Origin of the sequence: Pantoea sp. ARC270 (assembly GCF_003236725.1) — a bacterium.
GTDB lineage: Bacteria > Pseudomonadota > Gammaproteobacteria > Enterobacterales > Enterobacteriaceae > Pantoea > Pantoea anthophila.
Genome location: NZ_PUGA01000010.1, coordinates 25,368 through 50,151 on the forward strand (window position 1 = coordinate 25,368; position 24,784 = coordinate 50,151).

Below are 24,784 nucleotides of genomic sequence, written 5' to 3' on the forward strand. Positions count from 1 at the left end.
TAAATAGAGAGTTCGGGAATGTAACAAAGAGGGGTGTGGCGGGGTGTGACAAAGAACTCATATTTTTATCGTAACTTTACGATTTTAAAAATGAGGCGAGAGCGTGCGAGTAATATCGAATGGCGAGTCATCAGGCAAAGCTAATATCGCAGGAAGAGGTGCAAAGCATGTTTCGGAAACCAAAATGAAAGAGCCGGGTTCGGTTAAGTACCTAACCCAGCTCTCAAGGCCGCTCAGAGAGTCTGAGCGGCCTTTTTATCAGCGGTGCGGAATTACTTGCCGACAACGAACGCGGTTTCACGTCCTTCATCGTTTGCCGCCATCGGTGTCACCGGCGAGTAGTCGAGCTGCAGAATACGGCTGGTTTCGGCCAACACTTTCTCTGTCAGGGCCACGTCACCGTTCAGCTTACGGCCCCAGGAAGGGATGACGGCGCGGATTTTATTCTGCCATTCCGGCGTGGCCATCTGCTCAGGACAGACCTTATGCAGCAGTTCCAGCATAATCGGTGCCGCTGTCGAGGCGCCCGGTGAGGCGCCCAGCAGTGCTGAAATCGTCCCATCCTGTGAGGCGACCACTTCGGTGCCGAGGCGCAATACAGCACCCTCTTTCTCATCCTTCTTGATGATCTGCACACGCTGACCGGCCGTCACTAACCGCCAGTCCTCCTGCTTCGCCTGCGGCACGTAGGCGCGCAGGGCGTCCATACGGTCGCGATCGCTTTGCAGCACCTGATCCATCAGGTATTTCACCAGATCGAAACTTTTCAGCCCCACTTTCACCATCGGCAGCATGTTGCTGCTGTTCAGAGAGGTGAACATATCCATCAGCGAACCCTGCTTCAGGAACTTGGTGGAGAAGGTGGCGAACGGGCCAAACAGCAGCACCTGCTTGCCATCCAGTACGCGGGTGTCAACGTGCGGCACGGACATCGGCGGTGCGCCGACGCTGGCTTTGCCGTAGACCTTGGCCATATGCTGCGCCACCACCTGCGGATTTTCCGTCACCAGGAATGAACCCCCTACCGGGAATCCGGCGTAGCCGTTCGCTTCCGGGATACCGGCCTTCTGCAGCAGCGGCAATGCCGCGCCGCCAGCGCCGATAAAGATTTTGCCCGCTGTCAGCGTGCGGCGGTTGCCGCTGTTCAGACACTGCAGCGTCACCTGCCAGCGCCCGTCGGCGAGCTGCTTCAGGTCACGCACTTCCTGACGCAGACGCAGGCGGAAGTTCGCCTTCTTCTCTAAGGAGGCAATCAGCTGACGGGTCACTTCACCGAAGTTCACATCGGTGCCCATCTCCGTCCAGGTCGCGGCCACTTTCTGACGGCGATCGCGGCCATTCATGACCAGCGGGATCCAGCGCGCAATCTGCTGCGGATCTTCGGAGTAGGCCATGCCCCGGAACAGGGTGCTTTTCTGCAACGCCTGATAGCGTTTGCGCAGGAATTCGACGTTGTCGTCTCCCCAGACAAAACTCATGTGTGGCGTGCTGTGGATAAAGCTTTTGGGATTGCGCAGGTTGCCTTTCTGGACCTGATATGCCCAGAACTGGCGGGAAATCTGGAACGATTCGTTGATCGTCACCGCTTTAGAGATGTCGATGCTGCCATCCGCCTGCTGCGGCGTATAGTTCAGCTCGGCCAGGGCGGCATGACCGGTGCCGGCGTTATTCCAGCCGTTGGACGACTCCTCGGCCACGCTGTCCAGCCGCTCCACCATTTCGATGGACCAGTCCGGCGCTAAATCCTGCAGCCATGCACCGAGGGTAGCGCTCATCACACCTGCGCCAATCAGCAGCACGTCAACGTCTTTGCGCTCCTGCGCGGTAGTGGTGTCCTTTGCCATGGCACTCATCGCGAGCGCAAGGTTTACAGCTGAATTGCACATGAGGCGACATCTCCTCTTCTGTTGACCTGAAGCCCAACAGTTTTGCAGGCGAAATAGTCACGCTTCTTGCGAGCGCGTTGCGCTATTTCTCAAAGGTTAAGTCTCAGGTATAGGTTAAAGCGGTGATAACGGGTTAACTGCACGTTATGCTTTGTCATCCGAATATAACATTCTCACCCCTGAATTAAACATTTGTTTATTTTTTAAATGCAGAAATGATTCAGCATAAGAATTAATCATCAGCATGGCTGCGCGATTAGGGATTTTTTATTGTTAAGTCAGAGGGTTAACCCGGAAAGGATGTTGCGGAAAAGCGCCATGATGGTGCAACGGCAGAATCGATATGAACGGTGCGGAATTATTTAATTATCTGAATTTTAGCGATTTATTATGCAATGCGGAATAGTTTGAATTGTCGACAAAGCAGCCAGATAGCCTCTTGTGTAAAAATAATGTTACATTTTTGTGAGTCTTAAAATGCGCGCGCAGCGGCGCACGCATCGGTTTCACTTATGACGCATTCGCACTGGCAGGCAGCTTTTTCAGACTTATCGCCATGCGGTTGTAGGTGTTCATCAGGCCAATGGCGATATTCAGATCGACAATTGCTTTATCACTGAAGTGCTCCCTCAGCGCGGTATAACTTGCTTCCGGCGCGCCATGCTGTGCAATCAGCGTCAGGCACTCCGCCCACTGCAGGGCCGCTTTCTCTTTTTCACTGAACAGAGTGCCGGATTCGTGCCAGACCGACGTCAGTACAATTTTATCCCAGCCGATCCCCGCCTTGTTCAGCGCTTTTGTATGCATATCAATGCAGTAAGCGCAGCCGTTAATCTGCGATATGCGCAGGAACAGCAGTTCCAGTAAAGTGAGCGGCAGATCGGTTTGTGACAGATAACCGTATACGCCGCTCAGTGCTTTCATGCCTGCCGGTGCTGCCTGGTGAAAATCGATACGTTCGCTCATCTTATTGCCTCCTGGGATTGATGAGGCGATTTTCGGCCTTTGAATGGAGCAGATAAAGTGCCAAAAAATGAGAGTCTGACTGGTCCATCCCCCCTTTTCTCGCTGACGCTGCAGCGCGGTACGCCGCGTGGGCTGAGCGAACAGTTGCGCCAGCTGATTGAGCAGGCGATTGGTGAAGGCCGTTTACAGCCGGGGGCGCGTCTGCCTTCCTGTCGCGATCTGGCCGCGCAGCTCGGTGTTGCCCGCGGCACCGTCCGTGCCAGTTATGACATGCTGGCCGATGGTCAGTTTCTGGAGACCCGGGGCGCGGCGGGCACCTTCGTCAGCACTTTACCGCCATTAAAACCGGCCCGCTCCGATGCCGGGTACCTTCCACCGCATTCTGAAGGGATCAAGGCGTTTGACGCGCCGCCGCTGACCTTCCAGATGGGGACGCCCGCCAGCGATGCATTTCCGGCCAAAGTCTGGCTGCGCATCCTGCAGCGGCAGGCGCGAATGCAGGTCAGCCGGCCAGCCAGCTATCCCGATCCGCGTGGCAGTCTGGCACTGCGTCAGGCACTGGTGGCCTATCTGGCGGTGGCGCGCGGTCTGCGCTGTCAGGCGGAGCAGATCATCATTACCAGTGGCTATGCAGGCGCGATGGGGCTGATTGGCCTGGCGATGGATTTTCAGGGCAAAACCGCCTGGCTGGAAGATCCCGGATTCTGGCTGGCGCGCGGCGCGGTGGAAGCGTTGCGGGTCAGGCCGGTTGCGGTGCCGGTCGACGAGGAGGGGATGCAGGTCGCTGCCGGGGTGACGCGTGCGCCGGACGCCGCTTTCGCGCTGGTGACGCCGGGCCAGCAGGCACCGCTTGGCATGACGATGAGTCTGGCGCGCCGCCATGCCCTGCTTGAGTGGGCCAGCCGCGAACAGCGCTGGATTATTGAAGATGACTATCTGGGTGAGCTCCAGCCTGGTCATCGCGCCGCGCCAGCACTGGCCGCCCTCGACAGCGAGGGACGGGTCCTGCATATCGGCACGTTCAGCAAGACGCTGACGCCACAGCTGCGGCTCGGTTTTATGGTGGTGCCGCCTGCACTGGCTGCCCGGTTCGGTGATGTGTGTGCGTTACTGGCACCGGCATCGGCAGGATTGCTGCACAATGCGGTCGCAGAGTTTCTGCGGGAAGGTCACTTCATGCGGCATCTGCGGCGGATGAAGCGTGTGTATCACGAGCGGCTGGAGCAGATGGTTGCCGCGCTGCACCCCCATTTTCCGGACCTGCAGCGCGCCGGGCTGGCGGTGATCGTTCGCCTGCCCGCCGGTTCCCCGGACCAGCTTATTGCTCAGCAGGCGGCAGAGTGGGGGATGGCACCCTCGCCGCTGTCACTCTGGTATCAGGATGCGGATCAGCGCCGCGCAGGCCTGTTGCTGGGCGCGGCACATCTGCCGCGCGAAGGCTATGCCCGCAGCGCCGGACAACTAAAAGCGCTGGTGGACGCCCATTGTGCCGTCAGGCCCTGAACCAGCGACGCCAGACAAAGCGGATAACGAAAAACTCCAGCGCGCCCAGCAGTAAAAACCAGATGCAGAACACGACCGTGTAAAGCTGATTAAGATCCTGCAGATGGAACAGCTGCAGCAGATGCTGCGCCACGGTCAGGCTGAAGGCAGGGGCGGGCAGCAGCAGCGCCGAGAGAAAACCCAGCAGCAGAATGCCACCAGGCACGATCAACGTTTCAAAAGGGTTATTCATTACCGGTATCCCATCATTATCAGCCCGGTATTTTCCGGTAATTGGTCGCGCGGTTCAATGGCGGTGTCGGGCGCAAAGGCGAAGGGAGCGGGGATTCAGGCACTCAGAGTGGCCAGAAAACGCTTTGCCACCATCGACTTAGGTCCATTCATAGCGGAAGATAAGAGTTATAGCCTTTGCTATACTTAAATCCCTGATTTTGCTGTCTTTTTATCTGCGGGTTTGCATGGTAGACTGCGCGCACTTTTTCATAACTGAACACTTTGTGTGGTGAATTCAGCGTGAATAGCCGCTTTTTCGCCCCAGGTGAATAAATCATGACCTTTATTGCTACGTTAATTCTTGCGCTGGGTATGTCGATGGACGCATTTGCTGCTGCGCTGGGCAAAGGTGCGACGCTGCATCGTCCTGGTTTTAAAGAAGCGCTGCGCACCGGTCTGATTTTCGGCTCTATTGAAGCACTGACTCCGCTGATTGGCTGGGCACTCGGCCTGGCAGCCAGCCGTTACATCATGGCGTGGGACCACTGGGTTGCGTTTACACTGCTGGCGTTCCTGGGTGGCCGTATGATGATGGAAGGCTTCCGTCAGACTGCGGTCGCCGAACCCTGTGAAGCGCCAAAAAGCCACGGCTTTGTGGTACTGGCGACCACTGCGGTAGCCACCAGCCTTGATGCGCTGGCGGTCGGTGTTGGCCTGGCCTTTTTACAGGTGAACATCATCACCACCGCGCTGACGATTGGTGCCGCGACCACGGTAATGGCAACGACCGGTGTCCTGGTCGGGCGCTTTATTGGTCCGGTGCTGGGTAAGTGGGCGGAAGTGCTCGGTGGCCTCGTCTTAATTGCCGTTGGTTCCACCATTCTGCTGCAGCATCTCGGCTACACCGCATAGGTTTTTATGAAGCGAGAAGCCGTAGTTTTGTGATCGGGTTCAAATTTATTTGCTGTTAAAACGCACAGAAGTTATACTTTTTCAGTATATCTTCAACTTAATTTGAATCAGGTGCTCCATGAAACGCATTTTCAAATACGTGTTCCGTGCTTACGTTGAGACGTTCAAACACGTACCGCCGGGTGCCATCTCCTGAGCACCCCGCAGGAAACCCTCGATAATCGCGGTCAGGGATCGACCGGTGATTATCACCTCTCTGTTTTGCCTCCGCTGACTGAAACCCGTTTTTTCTGCGCCTGAGGTCTGTTCAGGTTGCCGCCTCCGTTTCTCCGTTCTCTTTCTTAAACCCTGAAGCAGTTCCATCCCGAAGCATAATTTTCAAATTCGCGTATCTGACAGGGATCGATAACGTATTTGACGTGACAGGTGATCATTTCTTCTTCAGGTATAAGATATTGAAAAAATTATTTTTTTATACACGACTTCAACCCTTTTCCATCATCATTTTAAAAAGCGGCTTCAGCCTTTCTCGCTTTTCACCCGTCTGCGGTTCATGACCTGGCCGGTACATGTCGGCATAATTTGTGAGTGATATCTTGTTTACATAATAAACAAGCTCATAACACTGGCATCAGCGCCAGTGTGGTCGATATAGTTATTTCATCATGTACACCTGAGTTTTACTTAGTAAAACATAATGTGAGGCAGGCTATGTTCGCTGATGAGACACCGCTGATTCACCGCAGAGACGCACACGTGCGCACGGATTGTGTCAGCCGGGTTATGGGATTCACTGAAAAGGGCACCATTCTATGACTTATCTGACGCAGGCGGATGTCAGGGAGACATCAATTTTTACCCGGCTGCCCGACCACTTTCGTTCCCCTGATAGCAACAATGTCTGGGCTGCCGCCAATCGCGGAGGACAGCTTACCGACTCATTCCTGGAAGGGCCGATCTGGCACCCTTCCGGTTGTCTGTACCTGACCGATATCCCGTATGGCCGGATATTCCGGGTCGATATGGCAGGCAACTGGGATCTCATCGTGCAATATGATGGCGAACCGAACGGCATGAAACTCGTCGATCCGGATACCCTTCTGATTACAGATTATCATCACGGGTTAATGAAGCTCTCGCTTAAAACGCAGGACGTGACGCCGTGGCTGCCTCGCCGCCACAGTGAGAGCTTTCGCGGTGTGAACGATTTAACGCCCGACAGCCGGGGAAACCTCTATTTCACCGATCAGGGTCAGACGGGACTTCACGATCCGACTGGCCGTGTTTATCGTCTCAGCCAGGACGGACGACTGGATATCCTGCTGGATAACTGTCCAAGCCCAAACGGGCTGGTTCTGTCGCCAGATGAAAAAGTGCTTTATGTCGCGATGACGCGCGGCAATGCCATCTGGCGCGTGCCGCTTCAGCGTGATGGGTCGGTCAGCAAAGTGAGTCAATATTTTACCTCGCACGGGCCCAGCGGTCCCGATGGACTGGCCATCAACGCGCAGGGTGAGCTACTGATTGCCAATCCGGGTCTGGGTCGCGTCTGGCTGCTCAACGATCTGGCTGAGCCTGCCGAAATCCTCACCAGTCCCGCCGGACGCTCCACCACCAACCTCTGCTTTGGTGGCGAAAATTTACAGCAGCTGTTTATCACCGAATCGGTCAGCGGCAGCATTCTTACCTGTTCAATGAAGACGCCCGGCCATCCACTGTCCTTTATGTCCACTGCTTTTCTCTAAGAACAACTCTGCGTTCTCTGAACGCAGCGGAGGCACTCATGAATCTGCATACTGTAAGCACTGGCTCACCTGCGGAGCCGGAAACCGTGTCCGGCGATCGTGAAGAGATGAATCAAAAGGATTTTGAACAAAGTGAACAGGCAGCCGGTAAAGCGTTTCGCCGCATCCTGCCTTTTATTTTCATCTGTTATGTCGTCAGCTATCTGGATCGCACCAACGTCAGTTTCGCGGCGCTGGGCATGAATGCCGATCTGGGCATCACGGCTGAGCAGTTCGGATTCGGCGCCGGGATGTTTTTTATCGGCTATTTTCTGTTTGAAGTGCCCAGCAACCTGATCATGCAAAAAGTGGGCGCCCGTATCTGGATCGCCCGCATCATGATCTCATGGGGACTCATCTCCATGGCGACCGCCTTCGTGTCCGGCCCCCTGAGCTTTGCCTTTGCCCGTTTTTGTCTGGGGGTGGCCGAAGCCGGATTCACGCCCGGTATTTACCTGTTCTTCACATACTGGTTCCCCGGAAGCTGGCGCGCAAAAATTACGGCCGCCTTTTTAGTCGGGATCCCCGTGGCCAATATCATCGGGGCTCCCCTATCGGGGATGCTGATGCAAATCACAGGGCATGAACATATCCGTAACTGGCAGTGGCTGCTGCTGCTGGAAGGGTTCCCGGCAGTGATCCTCGGCGTGCTGTGCCTCTTCTTCCTTAACGACCGCCCGGAGAAGGCAAACTGGCTGAGCGACACGGAAAAGTCCCTGCTGAGCAGACGACTGAAGAACGAGCAACAGCAGATTGAAAAAGCACACGGCTCCAGCCTGCGCGATGCGCTGCGGAATCCGCTGCTTTATCTGCTGGCATTTATTAACTTCTGCGGGATTGTCGGTTCGATCGGGGTGGGCCTGTGGATGCCGCAGATCATCCGCCAGCTTGGCGTCAGCCACACCACCACCGGTTTCCTGACCGCATTACCCTACATTTGTGCCGCGTTCAGCATGCTGTTCTGGGCACGGCGGGCCAATGCCTCCGGGCATCGCATTCGCTGGATCAGTGGTGCACTCGTTATCGCCGCCTTTGCGCTGGCCTGCAGCGCCGTCGTGAATGAGCCCGTTCTGAAGATGCTGGCACTCTGCTTTACCGTCAGCGGCATTCTCGCTTTTCAGGCCTCATTCTGGGCTCTCCCTTCGGGCTTTCTTACCGGCAGCGCAGCGGCAGGTGGATTAGCGATGATCGTCTCTGTCGGGAATCTGGGCGGCTTTGTCGGCCCCTCCCTGATTGGCTATATCCGCCAGAGCAGCGGGGGATTTACCTGGGCACTGCTGGCGGTCTCTGCCGTGCTGCTGATTGGGGCGTTCTCCGTGGCATTAATCAAAGATCCCTATCGCAAAGCACAGTAATAAGAGGGAAAAGGCGCGCTGGCGCCTTTTCCCCTCTCCGCGAATCCAGGGGCTGAAGACACGCTTTCCGGCGTCCCGCCTCCCCGCAAGAGACACGCTGAACTTTTCCTCGCCATGACACCGATAAACCGCCTCCCATCCGATCCCGGCCTACACTGAATTATTCTCCCCGAAACAGGAGCAGTGGATGAGCCAGAAGCAGCGACGAAAACAGGCAGCGATGGTGGCAGGCGTGGGATTAGGTGTGGCGGCCACCCTGTGGGGCATGAAACGCTGGCAGCAGCTGAAACAGACACCGCCGGTGTCACCGCGCAGCCACCATGCCGGCATGGCCGGTTACTTTCAGCAGGTGGGCGACTGGCGGATGTTCACCCGGGTCACGCCCAATGAGGATAAGGGACTGCCGGTGGTGCTGATCCACGGACTGGTGATGTCAGGCCGGGCGATGGAGCCACTGGCGCTGGCGCTGAGCCGCGACTATCACGTGCTGGTGCCGGACCTGCCTGGTTTCGGAGCCAGTACGCTGCCCGCTTCTGCGCCGGTGATGTCAGTCGACCAGCAGGCGGAGGCGCTCTGGTTGTGGCTGCAGCACAACGGCTTTCAGCGCGCAATCTGGGTCGGTAACTCGTTTGGCTGTCAGATTCTGGCCGCGCTGGCGGTGAAGCATCCGCAGGTGGTGGCGGGGCTGGTGCTGCAGGGACCGACGGTGGACCGCCATGCCCGCAGCCTGCCGCGTCAGCTGTGGCGCGACTGGCGCAATGGCCGGCTGGAAACACGGCGACCGCCGGGGCCGCTGGCCCGCATCGATTACGCTAAAGCGGGTCTGCGCCGCGCCTTTGGCACGATGCGTGAGATGATGCGCGACCACATCGAGCATCGCCTTACCTACATCAATGCGCCCACGCTGCTGCTGCGCGGCTCGCGCGATCCGGTCTGTCCGGCACGCTGGCTGGATGAGCTTGCCGCGCTGATGCCGCACAGCGAACTGATTACACTGCGCGACGGCACGCACACCCTGCATTACGTCTATCCGTGGAGTTTCTGTCACGCCATTCGCCCGTTCCTGGCGCGCATTCAGCAGGAGAATCAGCATGAGTAAACCCCCGAAAGGTATTGCCCGTTTTGACTCCGCCGCAGCGATGCTGCTGGCGCTGGCGAATGCGCTGCACGATCGCCCCTTTGCCAGTCCCAGCCAGTCTCCGACGCTGGATCGGCTGCTGCCGTCGCTGAACCGGCTGCCGACCGGACTGCGGGAGTGGGGCTACGCGCTGGGCGGGATGGCAGAGGGCATCAGCCTGCGCCAGGCGGGGGAGCTGGATGTGGAGGGCATCGCCGAATGGATGGTCAGTGAGTATCCCCAGCAGGATTATCCCGCCGCCTTTATCGGCTCGTCGAACGGTGCGCTGATGCATCTGGCGGCGGCGATGGGCGTGCCCTGGCTGCCACAAACCTTTCTCTGCCCGGTGCGGGCAACCAGCAGCGATCCCGATGATGCGCAGGCAGGTTTTGAGGAGGGTAAAGAGATTGCCGCTGCGCTGCTCTCCGCCTGGCCGCGGCTGGCGGTTCACCATATGCAGGACCCCAATCAGGATCGGCTGATGCTGGACCAGATGCGCTATTTCCGGCTGAAACTGCGCGACCTGCCGCTGGCCTTTAACGAGTTCCTGATGGGCAGCCTGCCTGCCGGATCCACCCTGTTCATTAATCACTGTACCCGCCAGTGGCCGGTCACGCGCACCAGCGATCGCTCCTTCTTTCAGTTTGGCGCGCTCGGCGGGGCAACCGAGCAGGAGTATTTACAGGGTGGTCCGCGGGTTGCGGAGTATCTGGCACGTTATGGCGTTGACCGCGAGCGCTGGACACCGCCCGCCATCACCGATCGGGTGCCGGAAGCGGAGTGGGGGCTGGATGGCTATCTCATCTCACCACTGAAAAAGCTGGCGGAAGCCCAGAACTGGAAGCTGATGGAGATTCGCTATGAAGATCCGGAAGCGATGAGTTATGTGGTGGCAGAGATCTATCGTGACTGGTATCTGGCTGCCGGTATTTTACCGACCCGTCTGACGGTGGACAGTTTCCTGCTGATGGACCCGTGGAGCAGCATCCGGCAGCAGGCTATCCCGTTCTGGCTGGTGTTCTGCACCGAGCCGTCAGCGGCGGCCCTGCAACGCTTCCTGGAAAAACAGCCGCCGTTCCGCAATATCGACATGATGCTCTTTTCTCACGGCACCGACAGCATCGGGCTGGCGGAGATTGATCGCTGGCGGGCGCTGCTGGAGCATGCCCGTGATGAGGGGGTCTTCATCGGCGTGGATGAAGAGCGGTTCCCGCGCGATTTTGCTACCTTTGCCCGCTTCGACTCGGCGCTGCGTGAAAGAGCACCGCTGCTGCCACCGCCACCGCCGCTCAGCACGGAGAAGGTGATCGCCGGTATTCAGCGTTACGGGGCGAAACATGGGGTTACGCTGACGACGCTGAGCTGACCGCCGCGCCGTCAGCGGGGGTTATTCGCCGTCGATGATCGGCTTACGCACCAGCAGCAGATAGGCGAGGGCGCCGATGAGCGTGACACAGGCGCAAATCATCAGCGCCAGGCTGAACGATTGGGTGGTGTCGAGCACCCAGCCGGTAATGACCGGCGCAAACGAGGCAAAGATAAAGCTGGCGAAGTTCTGAATGCTGCCGACCGAGGCGGTCATGCGCGCGGTAACGTTGGCGTGGATCAGCCCCCAGCACGACGTACCGGCAAAGTGGATACAGAACAGCGCCATGCCGATCAGCGTCACGGCGCTGGTGGTGTCGGTCGCGCGGGTGACAACGGCGGTAAATCCGGCTGACAGCAGCATGCCGCTGACGATGCAGACTTTGCGGATTTTCACCGCGTTAAACCCGCGGCGCACCAGCGTATCGACCACATAGCCATTCAGCAGCATGCCCGCCGCACCGAACAGGAACGGAATCGCCGCCAGCAGGCCCGTGCTTTTGAGATCGAGGTGATAAGTCGACTGCAGATAGCCCGGCAGCCAGGCGATATAGAGCCAGGCGGTGTAGTTGATGCCGCTGAAGCCAATCATCATGCCCCACATGGTGCGCTGCTTAAACAGGCCGCGCCACTCCCTGAAGCTGATTGGCTCTTTGCGTGACGCCACGCTGCCCGCCTGCAGATAGTGGATCTCTTCGGCGCTCAGAGTGCGGTTATCGCGGTCGCGATAGACCATGTACCAGCCAATGGCGAGGAAGATGCCGAGGATGCCGATGGTGACAAACATCCCCCGCCAGCCCATCACCAGCATCATCGCCGCCAGAATCGGCGGTGCAACCGACAGCCCGATCATCGAGGCGGCGTTAAACATCCCCATCGGCATGCCGCGATCTTTGATATTGAACCAGTCGTTGATCACTTTGACGCCGCACGGGTTCATCGGCGCTTCGCCAATGCCGAGGCCGATACGCACCAGCACAAACTGGGTGAAGTTGTGCACCAGGCCGGAGGCCGCCTGAAACAGTGACCAGATGAACATGCCGATGCCGAGCATGATGCGCGGCCCTTTGCGATCCAGCAGCGCACCGCACGGCAGCTGCGCCAGACCATAAGCCAGCGAAAAAGCGGAGAGCAGAACGCCGATTTCGGTGGCGCTCAGTCCCATCTCCTCACGGATAGTCATATTGGCCACCGACAGCGAGCTGCGATCCAGATAGTTGATGACGGCCGCAAACAGCAACAGCAGCATCGCGGTGACCTGAATCTTACGGATGCGCGGTGAGCGCACCACGTCGCTGCGCATGGGCACGAAATCCTGGTCTGGTGTCATCTCACCGGACGCGCGATCACGGCCGGATACTGAGGTCTTTTCCATTGCACTCTCCCGAAACTGGCTGGTTATCGTTATGGTGAGAAGGGTCTGCGCGCAGCGGCAAAAGGCCGCCGTGACGTTACCGTCGAGACTAAGAGCAAAGGGAAAAGGATGTTGCAAAGATGTTTCTGAAGCGTGCGGGAGCTAATGCTTTGTGGTTTTTAATCGGTTTTTAATTGTACTGGCTGATTGATCGCACCATGGAGGTTTTTGCGGTGGCCAGATGGTTGTGCAGGGCGCAGAGCGCGTCGACATCCTGACGGCCAATCAGCGCGGTCAGAATCGCCATATGCTCCTCCAGCGCCACGATATTGCGCTGCTTAAGATCGCTCTCATCCCACTGATAGTGCGAATGAAAGATCACCGAGATGATCTCCAGCGACTGATTAAAGAACGGATTGCTGGCGGCGGATAAGATCAGGGAATGCATCTGCCGATCCAGCGCGGCAAAGTGGCGATAATTGCTGGCGATGGTGTCGCGCATCGATCGATGGCGATCCAGCAGATCCCGCGCCTGAACCCAGCGCTCATCACTGGCGGGCAGATTCAGGAAGCGGCTCAGGGCGTGGGTTTCCAGCATCTCGCGCAGTTCAAACAGCTTCTCCGCGTAGTCCTGGGTGAATTTCTTCATCCGCCACTGGCCGCGTTTAACCGGCTCCAGCAGGTCATAGCGCATAAAACGCAGCAGAAATTCACGCACCACGACCGGACTGACCTTCACCTGCTGCGCCAGCTGCAGTTCGCTGAACGTGTCACCCGGCACCAGCTGCCGCTGGTTAATCAGATTAAAAAACATCTGCTCTACGTGGCTGGCCTGCTGCTCAATCGGCGGCGTGACGGCGCTGAAACTGTCCTCTTCGCGCGGCTCGCGCACGATAACCCAGGTCTGTTCAACCTTATCCAGTACGCCGCACTGGTGCAGGTAGTGCAGGGTATGGCGCACCGTGGTCCGGCTGATATTGAACATCTCCGCCAGCGCCGCCTGTGGCGGCAGCGGGGAGCGAATATGGCGCTGAGCAATACTTTCCAGCATCTGGTTAACCACGTTCTGACGCAAATTCTGGCTGCGGCTCATCGCACTCTCCGGTTTTTTATGCATTAAAAACCATTCAGAGCCCAAAAAAACCGTGGTGCTTCACACTTCCGGCAAGCGAGACCCGCGTCCGCTGCCGGATTCGGCATAACTGCCTGCAGGACAACCGGAGACTCACCATGACAACAATGAAAGCACTGGTCATCGCTGAACCACGCAGAATGGTCTGGGCCACCCGCGACAGGCCAGCGCCCGCCGCGGGCGAGGCGCTGATCAAAATTCTTACCGCCGGGATCTGCGGAACAGATATTCACGCCTGGTCCGGCAATCAGCCCTTTTTCAGCTATCCCCGGGTGCTGGGCCATGAAATCTGTGCGGAGGTGGTCGCGCTGGGCCGTGGCGCTGAAGGTGTTCAGCCGGGCCAGCGGGTGGCGCTTATGCCCTACATCGCCTGCCTGCACTGCGACGCCTGCCAGAGCGGTAAAACTAACTGCTGTGAGCAGATCTCCGTGATTGGCGTCCATCAGGATGGGGGATTCAGCGACTACTTAAGCGTGCCGGTCAGCACGCTGCTGGCGGTGGATGAAGTGACACCGGAGGCGGCTGCGCTGATTGAGCCGTTTGCCATCAGCGCGCATGCGGTGCGTCGGGCTGGCGTGACCGCTGATGAGCAGGTGCTGGTGGTGGGTGCAGGGCCGATTGGCCTGGGTGTGGCTGCCATTGCCGCTGCCAGCGGTGCGCAGGTGATCGTGGCGGACACCAGCGCATTTCGTCGTCAGCATGTCGCTGACCAGCTTGGCCTGGTGGCGCTGAACCCGGCAGACGCGGCATTCGATGCGGCGCTGCGCGAGCAAGCGGGCGGGCGGCTGCCGCTGAAAGTGATCGACGCCACCGGCAACCCGGCGGCCATGAACAACGCGGTCAGCCTGATACGGCACGGCGGCACGGTCGTCTATGTCGGCCTGCACAAAGGCGATCTGGTGATCCCGGACAGTGAGTTTCACAAAAAAGAGGCCACCCTGCTCGGGAGCCGCAACGCCACCCGCGAAGATTTTGATCGGGTCTGCTCCCTGATGGCCAGCGGTCAGCTGCGCGCCAGCATGATGCTGAATCACTCTCTGGCGTTCTCCACGCTGGATGAAACCTTTGAACCGCAGGTCATCAACAATCGCGAACTGATCAAAGGCGTGATTCATTTCGACCGGTAACGCGGCCAGCCAGCGCGTCAGGGCGCGGTGAGGGTGTTAAAGAAGTGCGCCCGCACCGCGTCAGCATCCACGCCGAGCGCGATGCGCTGGGCGGGCAGACCGGCAAACGGGTCCTGCCGGGAGGCCAGTGCGCTCAGCCTGCGCACCGTCTGACCGCAGGCGATCCCTTCGGTGATCACCCGCAGCGGGCTTTCGGCCAGGGTAAACGCCTCTGGCAGACTCAGCCATGCCACCGCCAGGGTGTCGTGCAGCGCCATGCCGTTAAATCCCTCTTTCGCCAGACTGTAAGCCAGGTAAGGGCGACAGATGGCACTCAGCACCGGCTGATTCAGCCGCTGAACCTCTTCGCCGGTGATCAGGACCTTGTGGGTAACATCCAGTGGGATCACCACCACATTCAGCGCCGAGGTGAGCACCTGATCGGCAGCATGGGGATCTTTCCAGATATTAAATTCGCTGAAGGGCGTCACGTTGCCACTGTGTCCCCCGCTGCCGAACGCACCGCCCATGATCACCAGCTCTTTCACCAGCGGAATGATGTCGGGTGCCTGATTAATGGCCGAGGCGATGTTGGTCAGCGGACCGATCGCCACCAGGGTGATCTGATGCGGCTGTGCCCGCACGCTGTCGATAATAAACTGCACTGCGCCGGGGGCCTGATCGCTACAGCTGTTTTCAAACGCATCACCCAGCCCATCCTGGCCGTGCAGGGTGGCGGGAGCCGACGGGGCCATCGCCAGCGGTCGCGCGCAGCCGCGATAAACCTCTGCGTCGATCGCCATCTTCTGGCAGAACAGCCGGGCATTTTTCACCGCCTGACCCACCGCCACGTTGCCGAAAACGGTGGTAATGCCCAGCAGATGCTGGGTGCGCGCCGCATAAGCCAGCGCAAAAGCATCATCCACGCCGATATCAGTATCAAAAATCAGGGTTCGCATCGCCTCTCCGTCACCGACTCTCATCCCTCAGCATTACCCCGCCCGCAGCGTGGGCGTCAAGCATTTACGCCAGCCGGGCCGGTTTCCCGGCGCAAGGTTGCCAGCCTGAAACGGGCGTCGTATTATCACCGGCTCAAGGTGATGGCGTGCCACCTTTCCCAACCGCCGGTGGGCTTAACACCGGCTGATGACGCCTGACACTCAATCCTTTCGCGGGAGCTGAGGCGTCAGGCGCAGTTTATCTCTGCCTCTCCTCTCAGCCCGGCGTTAATCTGCAATCAGGAGCAAGTTATGTTGAAACCGTTACTGGCGGTGATGATCGGCGGCTCGGCCGGCTGTGTGCTGCGCTGGCTGTTCGCGATGCGCTTTAATGCGCTCTTTCCCAATCTGCCACCCGGCACGCTGCTGGTGAATCTGATCGGCGGGCTGGTGATTGGCGGTGCGATGGCCTGGTTTGTTCGCCACCCCGACATCGACCCGATCTGGAAACTGCTGATCGTCACCGGCCTGTGCGGCGGGCTGACCACCTTCTCCTCCTTCACGGCAGAATTAATGGTGTTGCTACAATCAGGTAAGTATCTCTGGGCGATGGCCAGCGCGCTGGTCCATGTGATCGGTTCACTGCTGATGGCGTTTGCCGGTTTTGCGCTGGTGACGCTGCTGGGCTGAGCCGGTTAACCGGCCCCTGTGCGCCAGAGAAACAGAGGGGTTCAGGTCACGCCCGTCTCTCACCGGGGGCATGACCTGAACATCACCGATTATTCCGGACGATTAAGGAGCCGAGCAATGCGAACCAACCCCACCTTCCTTAACCTGGTGTTGTTAAACGGTGAACCCGGCCAGAAACTCCAGGCGGCGCGTGACGCCGGTTTCGATCAGGTGGAGATCTGGCGCGAGGATGTTGAGGCGTGCGAGGGCGGTGCGGCGGCGCTGGCTGAGATCGCGGCCCGGCAGGGACCCGGCTTTACCAACCTCCAGGTGCTGCGCGATTTCACCGGCGCACCCATGGCACTGCGCGCACAGAAGCGCGAAGAGCTGCGTCAGTTTATTCAGATCGCCCAGGCGCTGGGCTGCGATACCCTTCAGGCTCCGGCCAGCACCCGGGAAGATTGCTGCGCTGAACTGATCGATGATGACCTGCGCTGGATGGCCTCTGAAGCCGCGCGCTACAACATGCGCATTATGTATGAGCCGATGGCCTGGTGTAGTGTGGATAACACGCTGCCGCTGGCGTGGCAGCGGTTGCAGCGGCTCGACCAGCCGAATATCGGTCTGGTGGTCGACCTGTTCCATATCTGCGCGCGCGGGGGCGACGCCGCCCATCTGGATGGCATTCCGGCCGACCGCATTTATGAGGTGCAGCTGTGTGATATGGCCGCCGTTCCGGCTCAGGACAAACAGAGCCTGATGGCGATGGCGAAGCATCAGCGTCTGCTGCCTGGCGACGGCATTATCGACGTGGATCGCTTTGTCGATAAGCTCAAAAGCGCAGGCTATCAGGGGCCGCTGGGTATTGAAGTCTTCAATGACAGACTGAAACGCCTGCCGCCTGAGGTGGCGGCGGCGCAGGCCTGGCAGGCGTTAGACCGCTACCGGCGTTAATCCTGCAGGCACTGTCCGATAAAGGCGGCGGCGTGCATCGCGCCCGGACCTGAAATGGTGTGGCCGGTGGCCGGTTCAAAGCGCGCGTCGACCGGCACCCCGGCAGCTCTGAGTCGTGTCGCGGCCGATTCGCTCTCCTGCCACGGGATCACCTCATCGGCCTGGCCGTGGATCAGCAGCGCGGGCACATGAGCCTGCGGGGTTAATTGCCCCTCAACGGCCAGACGACCGGAAAAGGCGACCACGCCTGCCAGCGGATAACGGCCCGAGGCGAGCGCGTCCAGCGCCATAATCGACCCCTGTGAAAAGCCGACCAGCACCACATCCTGCCAGCGGTCGGCGAAGCCATGCTGCGCAACGATAGCGTTCAGGGTTGCGTCAAACGCGGCGCGCGCTGCCCGCACCCGGCCTGGCCGATTTTCTGGCGTCACGTCGGTCAGGCTGAACCACTGCCAGCCAAACCCTGCGGCAAAACGTTCAGGCGCATTGGGCGCGGCAAAAATCACATCCGGCAACAGCGTCGCCCAGTGGTGGCCCAGCGGGGCCAGGTCATCGCCGTTACTCCCCACGCCATGCAGAAAAATCACCAGTGCCTTTGCCATCATTGCTCCTTTAAAAACCGTATTCGCTCATATCCGGGCCCGCCGGCACGATGCCGTTCGGGTTGAGCGCCTTGATCGAGTAGTAACCCTGTTTGATGTGATCGATGTTGACCGTCTCACGCACGCCGGAGACCGACAGCATGCTCTTAAGATAGCGGTTGAGCAGCGTATAGTCGCGTATGCGGCGCAGGTTGCATTTGAACAGGCCGTGATAGGCCACGTCAAAGCGGATCAGGGTCACAAACAGGCGAATGTCGGTTTCGGTCAGCCGTTCCCCCAGCAGAAACGTGCGGCCATCGCTCAGCAGCGCCTCCAGCTCATCCAGCTGGCTGAAGACGTCGTTAAACGCCTGCTGATAGCTGATGGCGGTCGTGGCAAATCCGGCGCGGTAAACCCCGTTATTCAGGCGCGGATAGAGGCTCTCATTGAGCGCATCAATCTCAGCGCGCAGTGCGGCGGGATAGAGGTCGATGCGGTTATCGGCCAGATCGCCAAAGCCGCTGTTGAACATGCGCACGATGTCTGCCGACTCGTTGCTGACAATGGTGCCGGTTTTCTTGTCCCACAGCACCGGCACGGTGGCCCGGCCCGTGTAATCGGGTGCCACGCGGGTATAGATCTCATGCAGGTACTGCGCGTTATTCAGCGGGTCCTGCTGCGCGCCAGGAAAATCACCGAAGCGCCAGCCCTGAGCACCGAGCTGCGGCTCCACCACCGTGACGCCGACGAGCGACTCCAGCCCTTTGAGCCTGCGGGCGATCAGCGCACGTGATGCCCACGGGCAGATCAGCGCCACATAGAGATGGTAGCGGTCGGGCTCTGCCGGGAATGCTGTTGAGCCATCGCTGCTGATGAAGTCGCGGAAACCGGATGTCTGGCGGACGAAACCGCCCTGTTTATCGGTAGCCTGCACCGGATGCCAGTCACTACTCCACTTGCCTTCTACTAACATTGTGCGACTCCTCTGTTGAGATGAGAAGCAGCATAACTGATGACTAAAAGGCTGATAATCCGGCTCTGAAGACAATGATTTCTTCCATATTGGAAGAAATCAGACGGGTGGAAAATGAATGAAATGGGTGACCAGGAAGTCGATAAGCAGGCGCGCCCGGTGGGGCAGATGGCGGGCGGGCGGATAAACCGCAAACAGACCCAGTGGCGGCGTCTCGAAGTTCTCCAGCAGCCGAACGATATCACCGCGTTGCAGCGCAGGGGCCGCGATAAATCCGGGCAGGCGCGCGATGCCCAGGCCCGCGATAGCCGCCTGCAGACAGGCTTCGGTGTTGGCGAAGCGCAGACGGCCCTGCACAGGCACGGTCACGACCTCACCGTCGGAACCGGCAAACGGCCAGTGCCGGGGATCGCGAAAATTGGTGTCGATAATGCACTGATGCTGAGCGATCTCCTGCCAGTGCTGCGGGGTGCCGAACTGTTCAAGATAGGCCGGTGAGGCGGCGAAGCGCACGTGAACCTCGCCCAGCCTGCGCGCCACCAGGCTGCTGTCGCTCAGGTTGCCGATGCGGATCGCCATATCAAATCCTTCATCGACGATGTTCACGGCCCGATCTGAAAAGCTGACGTCCAGCTCAATCAGCGGATAGCGGCGGGCAAAGGCGACCAGCACCTGAGAGAGCACCGCCGTGCCAAAGGAGCCGGGCGCGCTGATTTTCAGCCGGCCGGTCGGCGTCATGGCGCTTTCGCGCACGCTGGCATCCAGCGTCTCAAACGCGTCGAGCAGGTGTTTGACCCGTTCGTAATAGGCGCGCCCGACATCGGTCGGCGACAGGGCGCGGGTGCTGCGCTTAAACAGCTGCACACCGAGCTGCTGCTCCAGCTTCGATACCAGCTTTGACGCCTGACTGCTGCTGGTGCCGAGACGTAACGCCGCCGCAGAAAAGCTGCCGGTTTCCAGCACCGTGACAAACATCCGGTCACAATCGAGTCGATCCATGGCGATATCCTGTGGGATAAAGTCGCAGTATAGGGGCTGTGCTCAGCGGATGCAGCCTTCACTTTGCGTGCCTTAGCCCTTTCGCTGACGCGCAAAACCTGCTTGACTGCATCTCTGCCCGCCGTTGTCTGGAGTAATTCATGTCGCTGATCCACCTGAACTCGCTGACGGCGATTCCCGCCGCTGAGTGGGATGCCCTGTTGCCGGATGACCAGCCGTTTCTGCGCCACGCCTTTCTGCTCACGTTAGAAGAGAGCGGCAGCGTGCGGCCTGCATCGGGCTGGCAGCCTGATCATCTGCTGTGGCAGGAAAACGGCGTGACCCGCGCCGCGCTGCCGGGCTACCGCAAACGCCATTCCCAGGGCGAGTATGTCTTTGATCACGCCTGGGCGGATGCCAGCCAGCGCGCCGGGATTCGCTACTACCCGAAATGGCTGGGGGCGATTCCCTTCAGCCCCGTCAGCGGTGCCCGTCTGCTGGGTGATCCCTCTGCCGCCGCACACCTGCTGGCGGCCCTGCCTGAGCACCTGTTGCAGCAGGGCTTAAGCGGCGCGCACATCAACTTTACCGACGCGCAGGCCAATACCCTGCTGGCTGAGCAGCCCGACTGGCTGTCGCGGCTCGGCTGTCAGTATCACTGGCACAACCGGGGCTACCGTGATTTTCAGGATTTCCTCGATACGCTGATGTCGCGCAAGCGCAAACAGCTACGCAAAGAGCGTGAACAGGTGGCGCAGAGCGGCTTCGAATTTGACCGCTATCCGGGCCATCAGCTGCGGGAAGATCAGTGGGATTTTGTCTATACCTGTTACGCCAACACCTATGCGGTGCGCGGCCAGCGCCCCTACCTGACGCGGGATTTCTTCAGCCTGCTGGCGGAGCGGATGCCGCAGAATATTGTGGTGGTGATCGCCCGCTTACAGCAGCAACCGGCGGCGATGGCCTTTTATCTGCGCGACAGCAACACGCTCTATGGCCGCTACTGGGGCTGTCTGGCGGAGTTTGACCGGCTGCACTTCGAAACCTGTTTCTATCAGGGGATGGATCTGGCTCTGGATGAAGGGCTGACACGGTTTGATGCGGGTGCGCAGGGTGAGCACAAGCTGGTGCGCGGCTTTGAGCCGCAAATCACCCACTCCTGGCACTATCTGCTGCATCCCGGCCTGCGCGATGCCGTCGCCGATTTTCTGCAGCAGGAGCGGGAAGGCGTGCGCGGCTGGGCGGAAGAAGCGCGCGACGCCTTACCCTATCGGCGCGGCGATTAATCGACGCCGACAAACCCCCCGGTCTGATGCTGCCACAGCCGGGCATAGAGGCCGTTTTGCGCCAGCAGTTCCTGATGGCTGCCCATCTCGGCGATGCCTCCCTTATCCAGCACCACCAGCCGGTCCATCTTCGCGATGGTCGACAGGCGGTGCGCGATGGCGATGACGGTTTTACCCTGCATCAGCGACTCCAGACTCTCCTGAATCGCGGCTTCCACTTCTGAGTCGAGCGCCGAGGTGGCCTCATCCATGATCAGAATCGGGGCATCTTTCAGCAGTACGCGGGCGATCGCCACACGCTGACGCTGACCGCCCGACAGCTTCACCCCGCGTTCGCCCACGTGGGCGTCCAGGCCGGTGCGGCCCTGCGGGTCGGAGAGCAGGGGAATAAACTCGTCGGCGCGGGCGCGGCGGATCGCAAGCTGGAGCGCCTCTTCACTGGCGTCGGGACGGCCATAAAGCAGGTTTTCGCGGATTGAGCGGTGCAGCAGCGAGGTGTCCTGGGTGATCATGCCAATCTGGCTGCGCAGGCTCTCCTGCGTCACGCTGGCGATATCCTGATCGTCGATCACAATCCGGCCACCGTTCAGGTCATAGAGCCGCAGCAGCAGGTTGACCAGCGTCGACTTGCCGGCACCCGAGGGACCAATCAGACCAATCTTCTCGCCGGGCTGAATGGTGAGGTTAAGGTGGTTAATGACCTGACGACCGCCACCATAGTCGAAGCGCACATCTTCATAGCGAATCTGGCCGCGCGTCACCTTCAGCTGCTTCGCCTGCGGCGCATCCTGCACGCTCAGCGGCTGGGCGATGGTGTTCAGGCCATCCTGCACCATGCCGATATTTTCAAAGATGCCGTTGACGACCCACATGATCCAGCCGGACATGTTCACCAGGCGGATCACCAGACCGGTCGCCAGGGCAATCGCCCCGACGCTGATCAGTGACTGGCTCCATAGCCAGAGCGCCAGCCCGGAGGTGGAGACAATCAGCAGGCCGTTCAGCGCTGACAGCGTCAGATCCATGCTGGTGACCATGCGGCTGGCGTGCTGGGTTTTATCGGTCTGCTCCTGAATGGCCTCGCGCGCATACTGACGTTCCAGATCGCTGTGGGCGAACAGCTTGATGGTGGCGATATTGGTATAACCGTCAACGATGGTGCCCATCAGCTTAGAGCGTGCTTCTGAGGAGACCACCGAACGCGCCTTGACGCGCGGCACAAAGAAACGCAGTGAGGCGCTGTAGGCCACCATCCAGAGGATCAGCGGGATCATCAGCCGCCAGTCGGCATCGGCAAACAGGATCAGCGACGTCACGGCGTAGATCAGGACATGCCAGATGGCATCCACCAGCTGCACCGCCGAGTCGCGCAGTGAATTGCCGGTCTGCATGATGCGCTGGGCGATACGACCGGCAAAATCGTTCTGAAAGAAGTTGAGGCTCTGACGCAGCACGTAGTTGTGATGCTGCCAGCGGATCATACTGGTCATGCTCGGGCTGATACTCTGGTGCACCAGCATGTCGTGCAGGCCGATAAAGATTGGCCGCAGAATCAGCGCCACCGCCCCCATCCAGAGCAGCAGTGGCCAGTTATCCCGGAACAGCGTGGCGGGCGTGGCGTGATTGACCATATCAATGAGGCGGCTCAGATAGCCAAACAGCGACACCTCGATCAGCGCGGAGACCAGGCCTACCAGCAGCAGTGCCGCAAAACTGGGCCAGACCTGGCGCAGATAGTAGAGGTAAAAGGGCCAGACCGTGGAGGGCGGTGAATCGGTCGGCGCGTCATGAAAAATATTGATAAAACGCTCAAAACGGCGATACAACATAGCGAGGCTCTTTTCATCCGGTAAAGAGCTACAGCTTAGTGCATGAACCCCATCCGGCTAACAGGAGAAAATATGGAAATTGTCATACGGGCACGGGAACCGCAGGATGCTGCCGCCTATCAGCGGCTTTACAGTCACCCCGATGTTTACCCCTGGACACTGCAACTGCCGTTTCCCAGCGTCGCCCTCTGGGAGAAAAAATTCGCCAGGATGGATGCAGAGGGTTTTGTTGCGTTTGTCGCCGAAATCGACGGCGTGCTGGCCGGTGAGCTGACGCTGTTCGTCGACAGTAAGCCGCGTACCCGCCACTGCATCAGCTTTGGGCTGGGTGTACATCCTGACTTTGCCGGACGCGGCGTTGGTGAGCGTCTGATCCGCACCGCGATGAACTATGCCCGTAACTGGCTGGGGATCACCCGGATGGAGCTGGAGGTGTTTCACGACAACGAACGGGCGCTGCGGCTCTATCAGCGGCTGGGCTTTGAACGGGAGGGGGTGAAGCGCCAGGCCGCCCTGCGTGACGGGCAGCTGCGCGATGTCGTGATGATGGCGAAGCTGCTGAACGACGCGTAATAAACGGCGCGGTCACGCGGCCGCGCCAGTCTGCGTCACGGGTTCTTCGTGCTGTATTGCTGCATATTCTGCTGCGTGACCAGCTCAAACGGGATCCACTGATGGGACGCTACCTTCTGGCCTTTAATCATCTGCTGCGCCACCTCAACCGATTTTCTGCCCTGACCCACGGCATCCTGGAAAACCGTGACCGCCAGTTTGCCGCTCGCCAGCGCTTTCAGGCCATCCGGCGTGGCATCAATACCGCCCACCAGAATGGTTTTCTTCGGCTTCGCCTGCGCGATCGCCATAGTGGCACCAATCGCCATTTCATCGTTGTTGGCGGCGACAATATCGATATCTTCGCCGTTCGACAGCCAGCTAAGCATTAAATCCATTCCCTCGTTGCGCGCATAGTTGGCGGTCTGTTTCAGCACCACTTTCATCCCGGGATACTTTGCGACCACCTGCTCCACATCCCGGGTGCGCTGCAACGCACCCGCATCGCTAAGATTACCGATCATAATGGCGACCCGGCCACGATAGCCGGCCTGTTTTGCCAGCGCCTCCATCTGCAGCGTGCCCGATTCGCGCTCATCTGAGCCGACAAACACCACGCCCGGAGGCAGGGTTTTATCGCCCGGCGTGCGGTTAACGTAAACCAGCGGAATGTGAGCCTGCTGCGCCAGGCGGGTCAGGGCAGGGGTGCTGGCGGAGTCGACCGGATCGACGATAATCGCATCCACTCCGGCGCTGATGAAGCTCTGCACCTGATCGGTCTGACGGCCCACATCGCCGCGCGCATCTTCAAACTGCGCATCCAGCTTTTGCGCTTTTGCCTCCTTGTCGATCGCCTGGCGGATAAGGGTGAGAAAGTTCTGGTCGAAATAGGCCATCGACACGCCAATTTTCTCTGCCAGCGCCGACGTGGAAAGAGCGAGCAGACAGAGAATTGCCCATGCACATTTTTTCATTGCGGACTCCCGAGGTTAACCGGATGGAATGGATTTTTCATTTATTCTGCAAATGGACAAATAAGATCATTTGCAGCTTATGAAGGAGAGTCAGGTTTGACAACCGCCTCTTTTCACTCTTGCTGGCGCCGCCACACTTTGCCGGAAAAGCGTGGCGTTATTGCTGTCAGCGCCGGTGAAATACTCAGCCAGCCCACACTCTGTGCGATGGCAATCCTGCTGTTTTTGCTGGCTACAGCATTGATTGAGCGCGTCGGTAAACAGGTTGAACGTCCTGCGTCCTGTAAATAACAAAAAGAAAGAAACGGGTATGACAGACATATCGTGTGCTGAACGCCTCCGCCGCACAAAACAGCC

23 protein-coding genes and 1 riboswitch are annotated in these 24,784 nt (G+C 59.1%); of the genes, 12 read left to right on the top strand and 11 right to left on the bottom strand.

Features of this window, described 5'->3' with window-relative positions; genetic code table 11:
• Positions 1 to 272 precede the first annotated feature (272 nt).
• Both mqo and CKF42_RS06640 read right to left on the bottom strand, forming a co-directional pair.
• Positions 273 to 1,886, bottom strand: coding sequence for a malate dehydrogenase (quinone) (mqo, locus tag CKF42_RS06635; RefSeq protein ID WP_009087963.1), 1,614 nt, complete (start codon positions 1,884 to 1,886; stop codon positions 273 to 275).
• Between the two features lie 510 nt (positions 1,887 to 2,396).
• Positions 2,397 to 2,852 (bottom strand): carboxymuconolactone decarboxylase family protein, encoded by a 456-nt coding sequence (locus CKF42_RS06640; protein WP_009087962.1) that lies wholly within the window; start codon positions 2,850 to 2,852, stop codon positions 2,397 to 2,399.
• Between the two features lie 57 nt (positions 2,853 to 2,909).
• On the opposite strand from CKF42_RS06640, the gene CKF42_RS06645 reads away from it, so the two are divergent.
• Complete coding sequence (locus CKF42_RS06645) at positions 2,910 to 4,355, top strand: PLP-dependent aminotransferase family protein (RefSeq protein WP_111207827.1); 1,446 nt, start codon at positions 2,910 to 2,912, stop codon at positions 4,353 to 4,355.
• Here the strand turns inward: CKF42_RS06645 and CKF42_RS06650 are convergent.
• Positions 4,345 to 4,587, bottom strand: a complete 243-nt coding sequence (locus CKF42_RS06650) for a DUF1158 domain-containing protein (protein WP_009087958.1) — start codon at positions 4,585 to 4,587, stop codon at positions 4,345 to 4,347. The two genes, CKF42_RS06645 and CKF42_RS06650, sit on opposite strands and share 11 nt — an antisense overlap.
• Before the next feature lie 317 nt (positions 4,588 to 4,904).
• On the opposite strand from CKF42_RS06650, the gene mntP reads away from it, so the two are divergent.
• From mntP to CKF42_RS06685, 6 genes are all read left to right on the top strand, one after another.
• Positions 4,905 to 5,480: a manganese efflux pump MntP gene (gene mntP / locus CKF42_RS06655; RefSeq protein ID WP_009087956.1), complete on the top strand. Its 576-nt coding sequence runs from the start codon at positions 4,905 to 4,907 to the stop codon at positions 5,478 to 5,480.
• Positions 5,481 to 5,598: 118 nt separating this feature from the next.
• A complete protein-coding gene (gene azuC, locus CKF42_RS21500; protein ID WP_111207900.1) occupies positions 5,599 to 5,676 on the top strand; it encodes a stress response protein AzuC in 78 nt (25 codons plus the stop codon).
• A gap of 616 nt (positions 5,677 to 6,292) precedes the next feature.
• A complete protein-coding gene (locus tag CKF42_RS06670) occupies positions 6,293 to 7,225 on the top strand; it encodes an SMP-30/gluconolactonase/LRE family protein (protein WP_111207828.1) in 933 nt (310 codons plus the stop codon).
• A gap of 38 nt (positions 7,226 to 7,263) precedes the next feature.
• Entirely contained in the window at positions 7,264 to 8,619 is a 1,356-nt protein-coding gene (locus tag CKF42_RS06675; RefSeq protein ID WP_058956913.1) for an MFS transporter, read from the top strand.
• 187 nt (positions 8,620 to 8,806) lie between these two features.
• A complete protein-coding gene (locus CKF42_RS06680; protein WP_111207829.1) occupies positions 8,807 to 9,718 on the top strand; it encodes an alpha/beta fold hydrolase in 912 nt (303 codons plus the stop codon).
• Entirely contained in the window at positions 9,711 to 11,102 is a 1,392-nt protein-coding gene (locus CKF42_RS06685; RefSeq protein WP_009087949.1) for a hypothetical protein, read from the top strand. The genes CKF42_RS06680 and CKF42_RS06685 overlap by 8 nt, the downstream gene beginning before the upstream one ends.
• A 21-nt stretch (positions 11,103 to 11,123) precedes the next feature.
• Here the strand turns inward: CKF42_RS06685 and CKF42_RS06690 are convergent, their stop codons facing one another.
• On the bottom strand, positions 11,124 to 12,476 hold the full coding sequence (locus CKF42_RS06690) for an MFS transporter (RefSeq protein ID WP_111207830.1): 1,353 nt from the start codon (positions 12,474 to 12,476) through the stop codon (positions 11,124 to 11,126).
• A gap of 169 nt (positions 12,477 to 12,645) precedes the next feature.
• On the bottom strand, positions 12,646 to 13,548 hold the full coding sequence (locus tag CKF42_RS06695) for a GntR family transcriptional regulator (protein ID WP_009087945.1): 903 nt from the start codon (positions 13,546 to 13,548) through the stop codon (positions 12,646 to 12,648).
• A 137-nt stretch (positions 13,549 to 13,685) separates the two neighbouring features.
• Here CKF42_RS06695 and CKF42_RS06700 point away from each other — a divergent pair, with 137 nt between their 5' ends.
• Positions 13,686 to 14,714, top strand: a complete 1,029-nt coding sequence (locus CKF42_RS06700) for a zinc-binding alcohol dehydrogenase family protein (protein WP_111207831.1) — start codon at positions 13,686 to 13,688, stop codon at positions 14,712 to 14,714.
• 17 nt (positions 14,715 to 14,731) lie between these two features.
• On the opposite strand, the gene CKF42_RS06705 is transcribed toward CKF42_RS06700, so the two are convergent.
• Complete coding sequence (locus CKF42_RS06705) at positions 14,732 to 15,652, bottom strand: nucleoside hydrolase (RefSeq protein WP_111207832.1); 921 nt, start codon at positions 15,650 to 15,652, stop codon at positions 14,732 to 14,734.
• A 128-nt stretch (positions 15,653 to 15,780) separates the two neighbouring features.
• A riboswitch (Fluoride riboswitch) is annotated at positions 15,781 to 15,856 on the top strand.
• Between the two features lie 87 nt (positions 15,857 to 15,943).
• On the opposite strand from CKF42_RS06705, the gene crcB reads away from it, so the two are divergent.
• Both crcB and CKF42_RS06715 read left to right on the top strand, forming a co-directional pair.
• Positions 15,944 to 16,321 (top strand): fluoride efflux transporter CrcB, encoded by a 378-nt coding sequence (crcB, locus tag CKF42_RS06710; RefSeq protein ID WP_009087940.1) that lies wholly within the window; start codon positions 15,944 to 15,946, stop codon positions 16,319 to 16,321.
• Between the two features lie 117 nt (positions 16,322 to 16,438).
• Entirely contained in the window at positions 16,439 to 17,254 is an 816-nt protein-coding gene (locus CKF42_RS06715) for a sugar phosphate isomerase/epimerase (RefSeq protein ID WP_058956919.1), read from the top strand.
• Here CKF42_RS06715 and CKF42_RS06720 read toward each other — a convergent pair.
• The 3 genes from CKF42_RS06720 to CKF42_RS06730 form a co-directional block, all read right to left on the bottom strand.
• Entirely contained in the window at positions 17,251 to 17,856 is a 606-nt protein-coding gene (locus CKF42_RS06720) for an alpha/beta hydrolase (protein WP_233501031.1), read from the bottom strand. The genes CKF42_RS06715 and CKF42_RS06720 overlap by 4 nt on opposite strands.
• A gap of 10 nt (positions 17,857 to 17,866) precedes the next feature.
• Positions 17,867 to 18,808: a glutathione S-transferase family protein gene (locus CKF42_RS06725; protein WP_111207834.1), complete on the bottom strand. Its 942-nt coding sequence runs from the start codon at positions 18,806 to 18,808 to the stop codon at positions 17,867 to 17,869.
• 99 nt (positions 18,809 to 18,907) lie between these two features.
• On the bottom strand, positions 18,908 to 19,807 hold the full coding sequence (locus CKF42_RS06730) for a LysR family transcriptional regulator (RefSeq protein ID WP_009087932.1): 900 nt from the start codon (positions 19,805 to 19,807) through the stop codon (positions 18,908 to 18,910).
• A gap of 140 nt (positions 19,808 to 19,947) precedes the next feature.
• On the opposite strand from CKF42_RS06730, the gene CKF42_RS06735 reads away from it, so the two are divergent.
• Positions 19,948 to 21,072 (top strand): GNAT family N-acetyltransferase, encoded by a 1,125-nt coding sequence (locus CKF42_RS06735; protein ID WP_111207835.1) that lies wholly within the window; start codon positions 19,948 to 19,950, stop codon positions 21,070 to 21,072.
• On the opposite strand, the gene CKF42_RS06740 is transcribed toward CKF42_RS06735, so the two are convergent.
• Positions 21,069 to 22,901 (bottom strand): ABC transporter ATP-binding protein, encoded by a 1,833-nt coding sequence (locus tag CKF42_RS06740; RefSeq protein WP_009087928.1) that lies wholly within the window; start codon positions 22,899 to 22,901, stop codon positions 21,069 to 21,071. The genes CKF42_RS06735 and CKF42_RS06740 overlap by 4 nt on opposite strands.
• A gap of 72 nt (positions 22,902 to 22,973) precedes the next feature.
• On the opposite strand from CKF42_RS06740, the gene CKF42_RS06745 reads away from it, so the two are divergent.
• The gene (locus CKF42_RS06745; RefSeq protein ID WP_046100790.1) at positions 22,974 to 23,474 is read left to right on the top strand and encodes a GNAT family N-acetyltransferase; all 501 of its coding nucleotides are present in this window, start codon (positions 22,974 to 22,976) and stop codon (positions 23,472 to 23,474) included.
• 35 nt (positions 23,475 to 23,509) lie between these two features.
• Here CKF42_RS06745 and CKF42_RS06750 read toward each other — a convergent pair whose 3' ends face one another.
• Positions 23,510 to 24,427, bottom strand: coding sequence for a sugar ABC transporter substrate-binding protein (locus CKF42_RS06750; RefSeq protein WP_058956922.1), 918 nt, complete (start codon positions 24,425 to 24,427; stop codon positions 23,510 to 23,512).
• Positions 24,428 to 24,784: the final 357 nt, after the last annotated feature.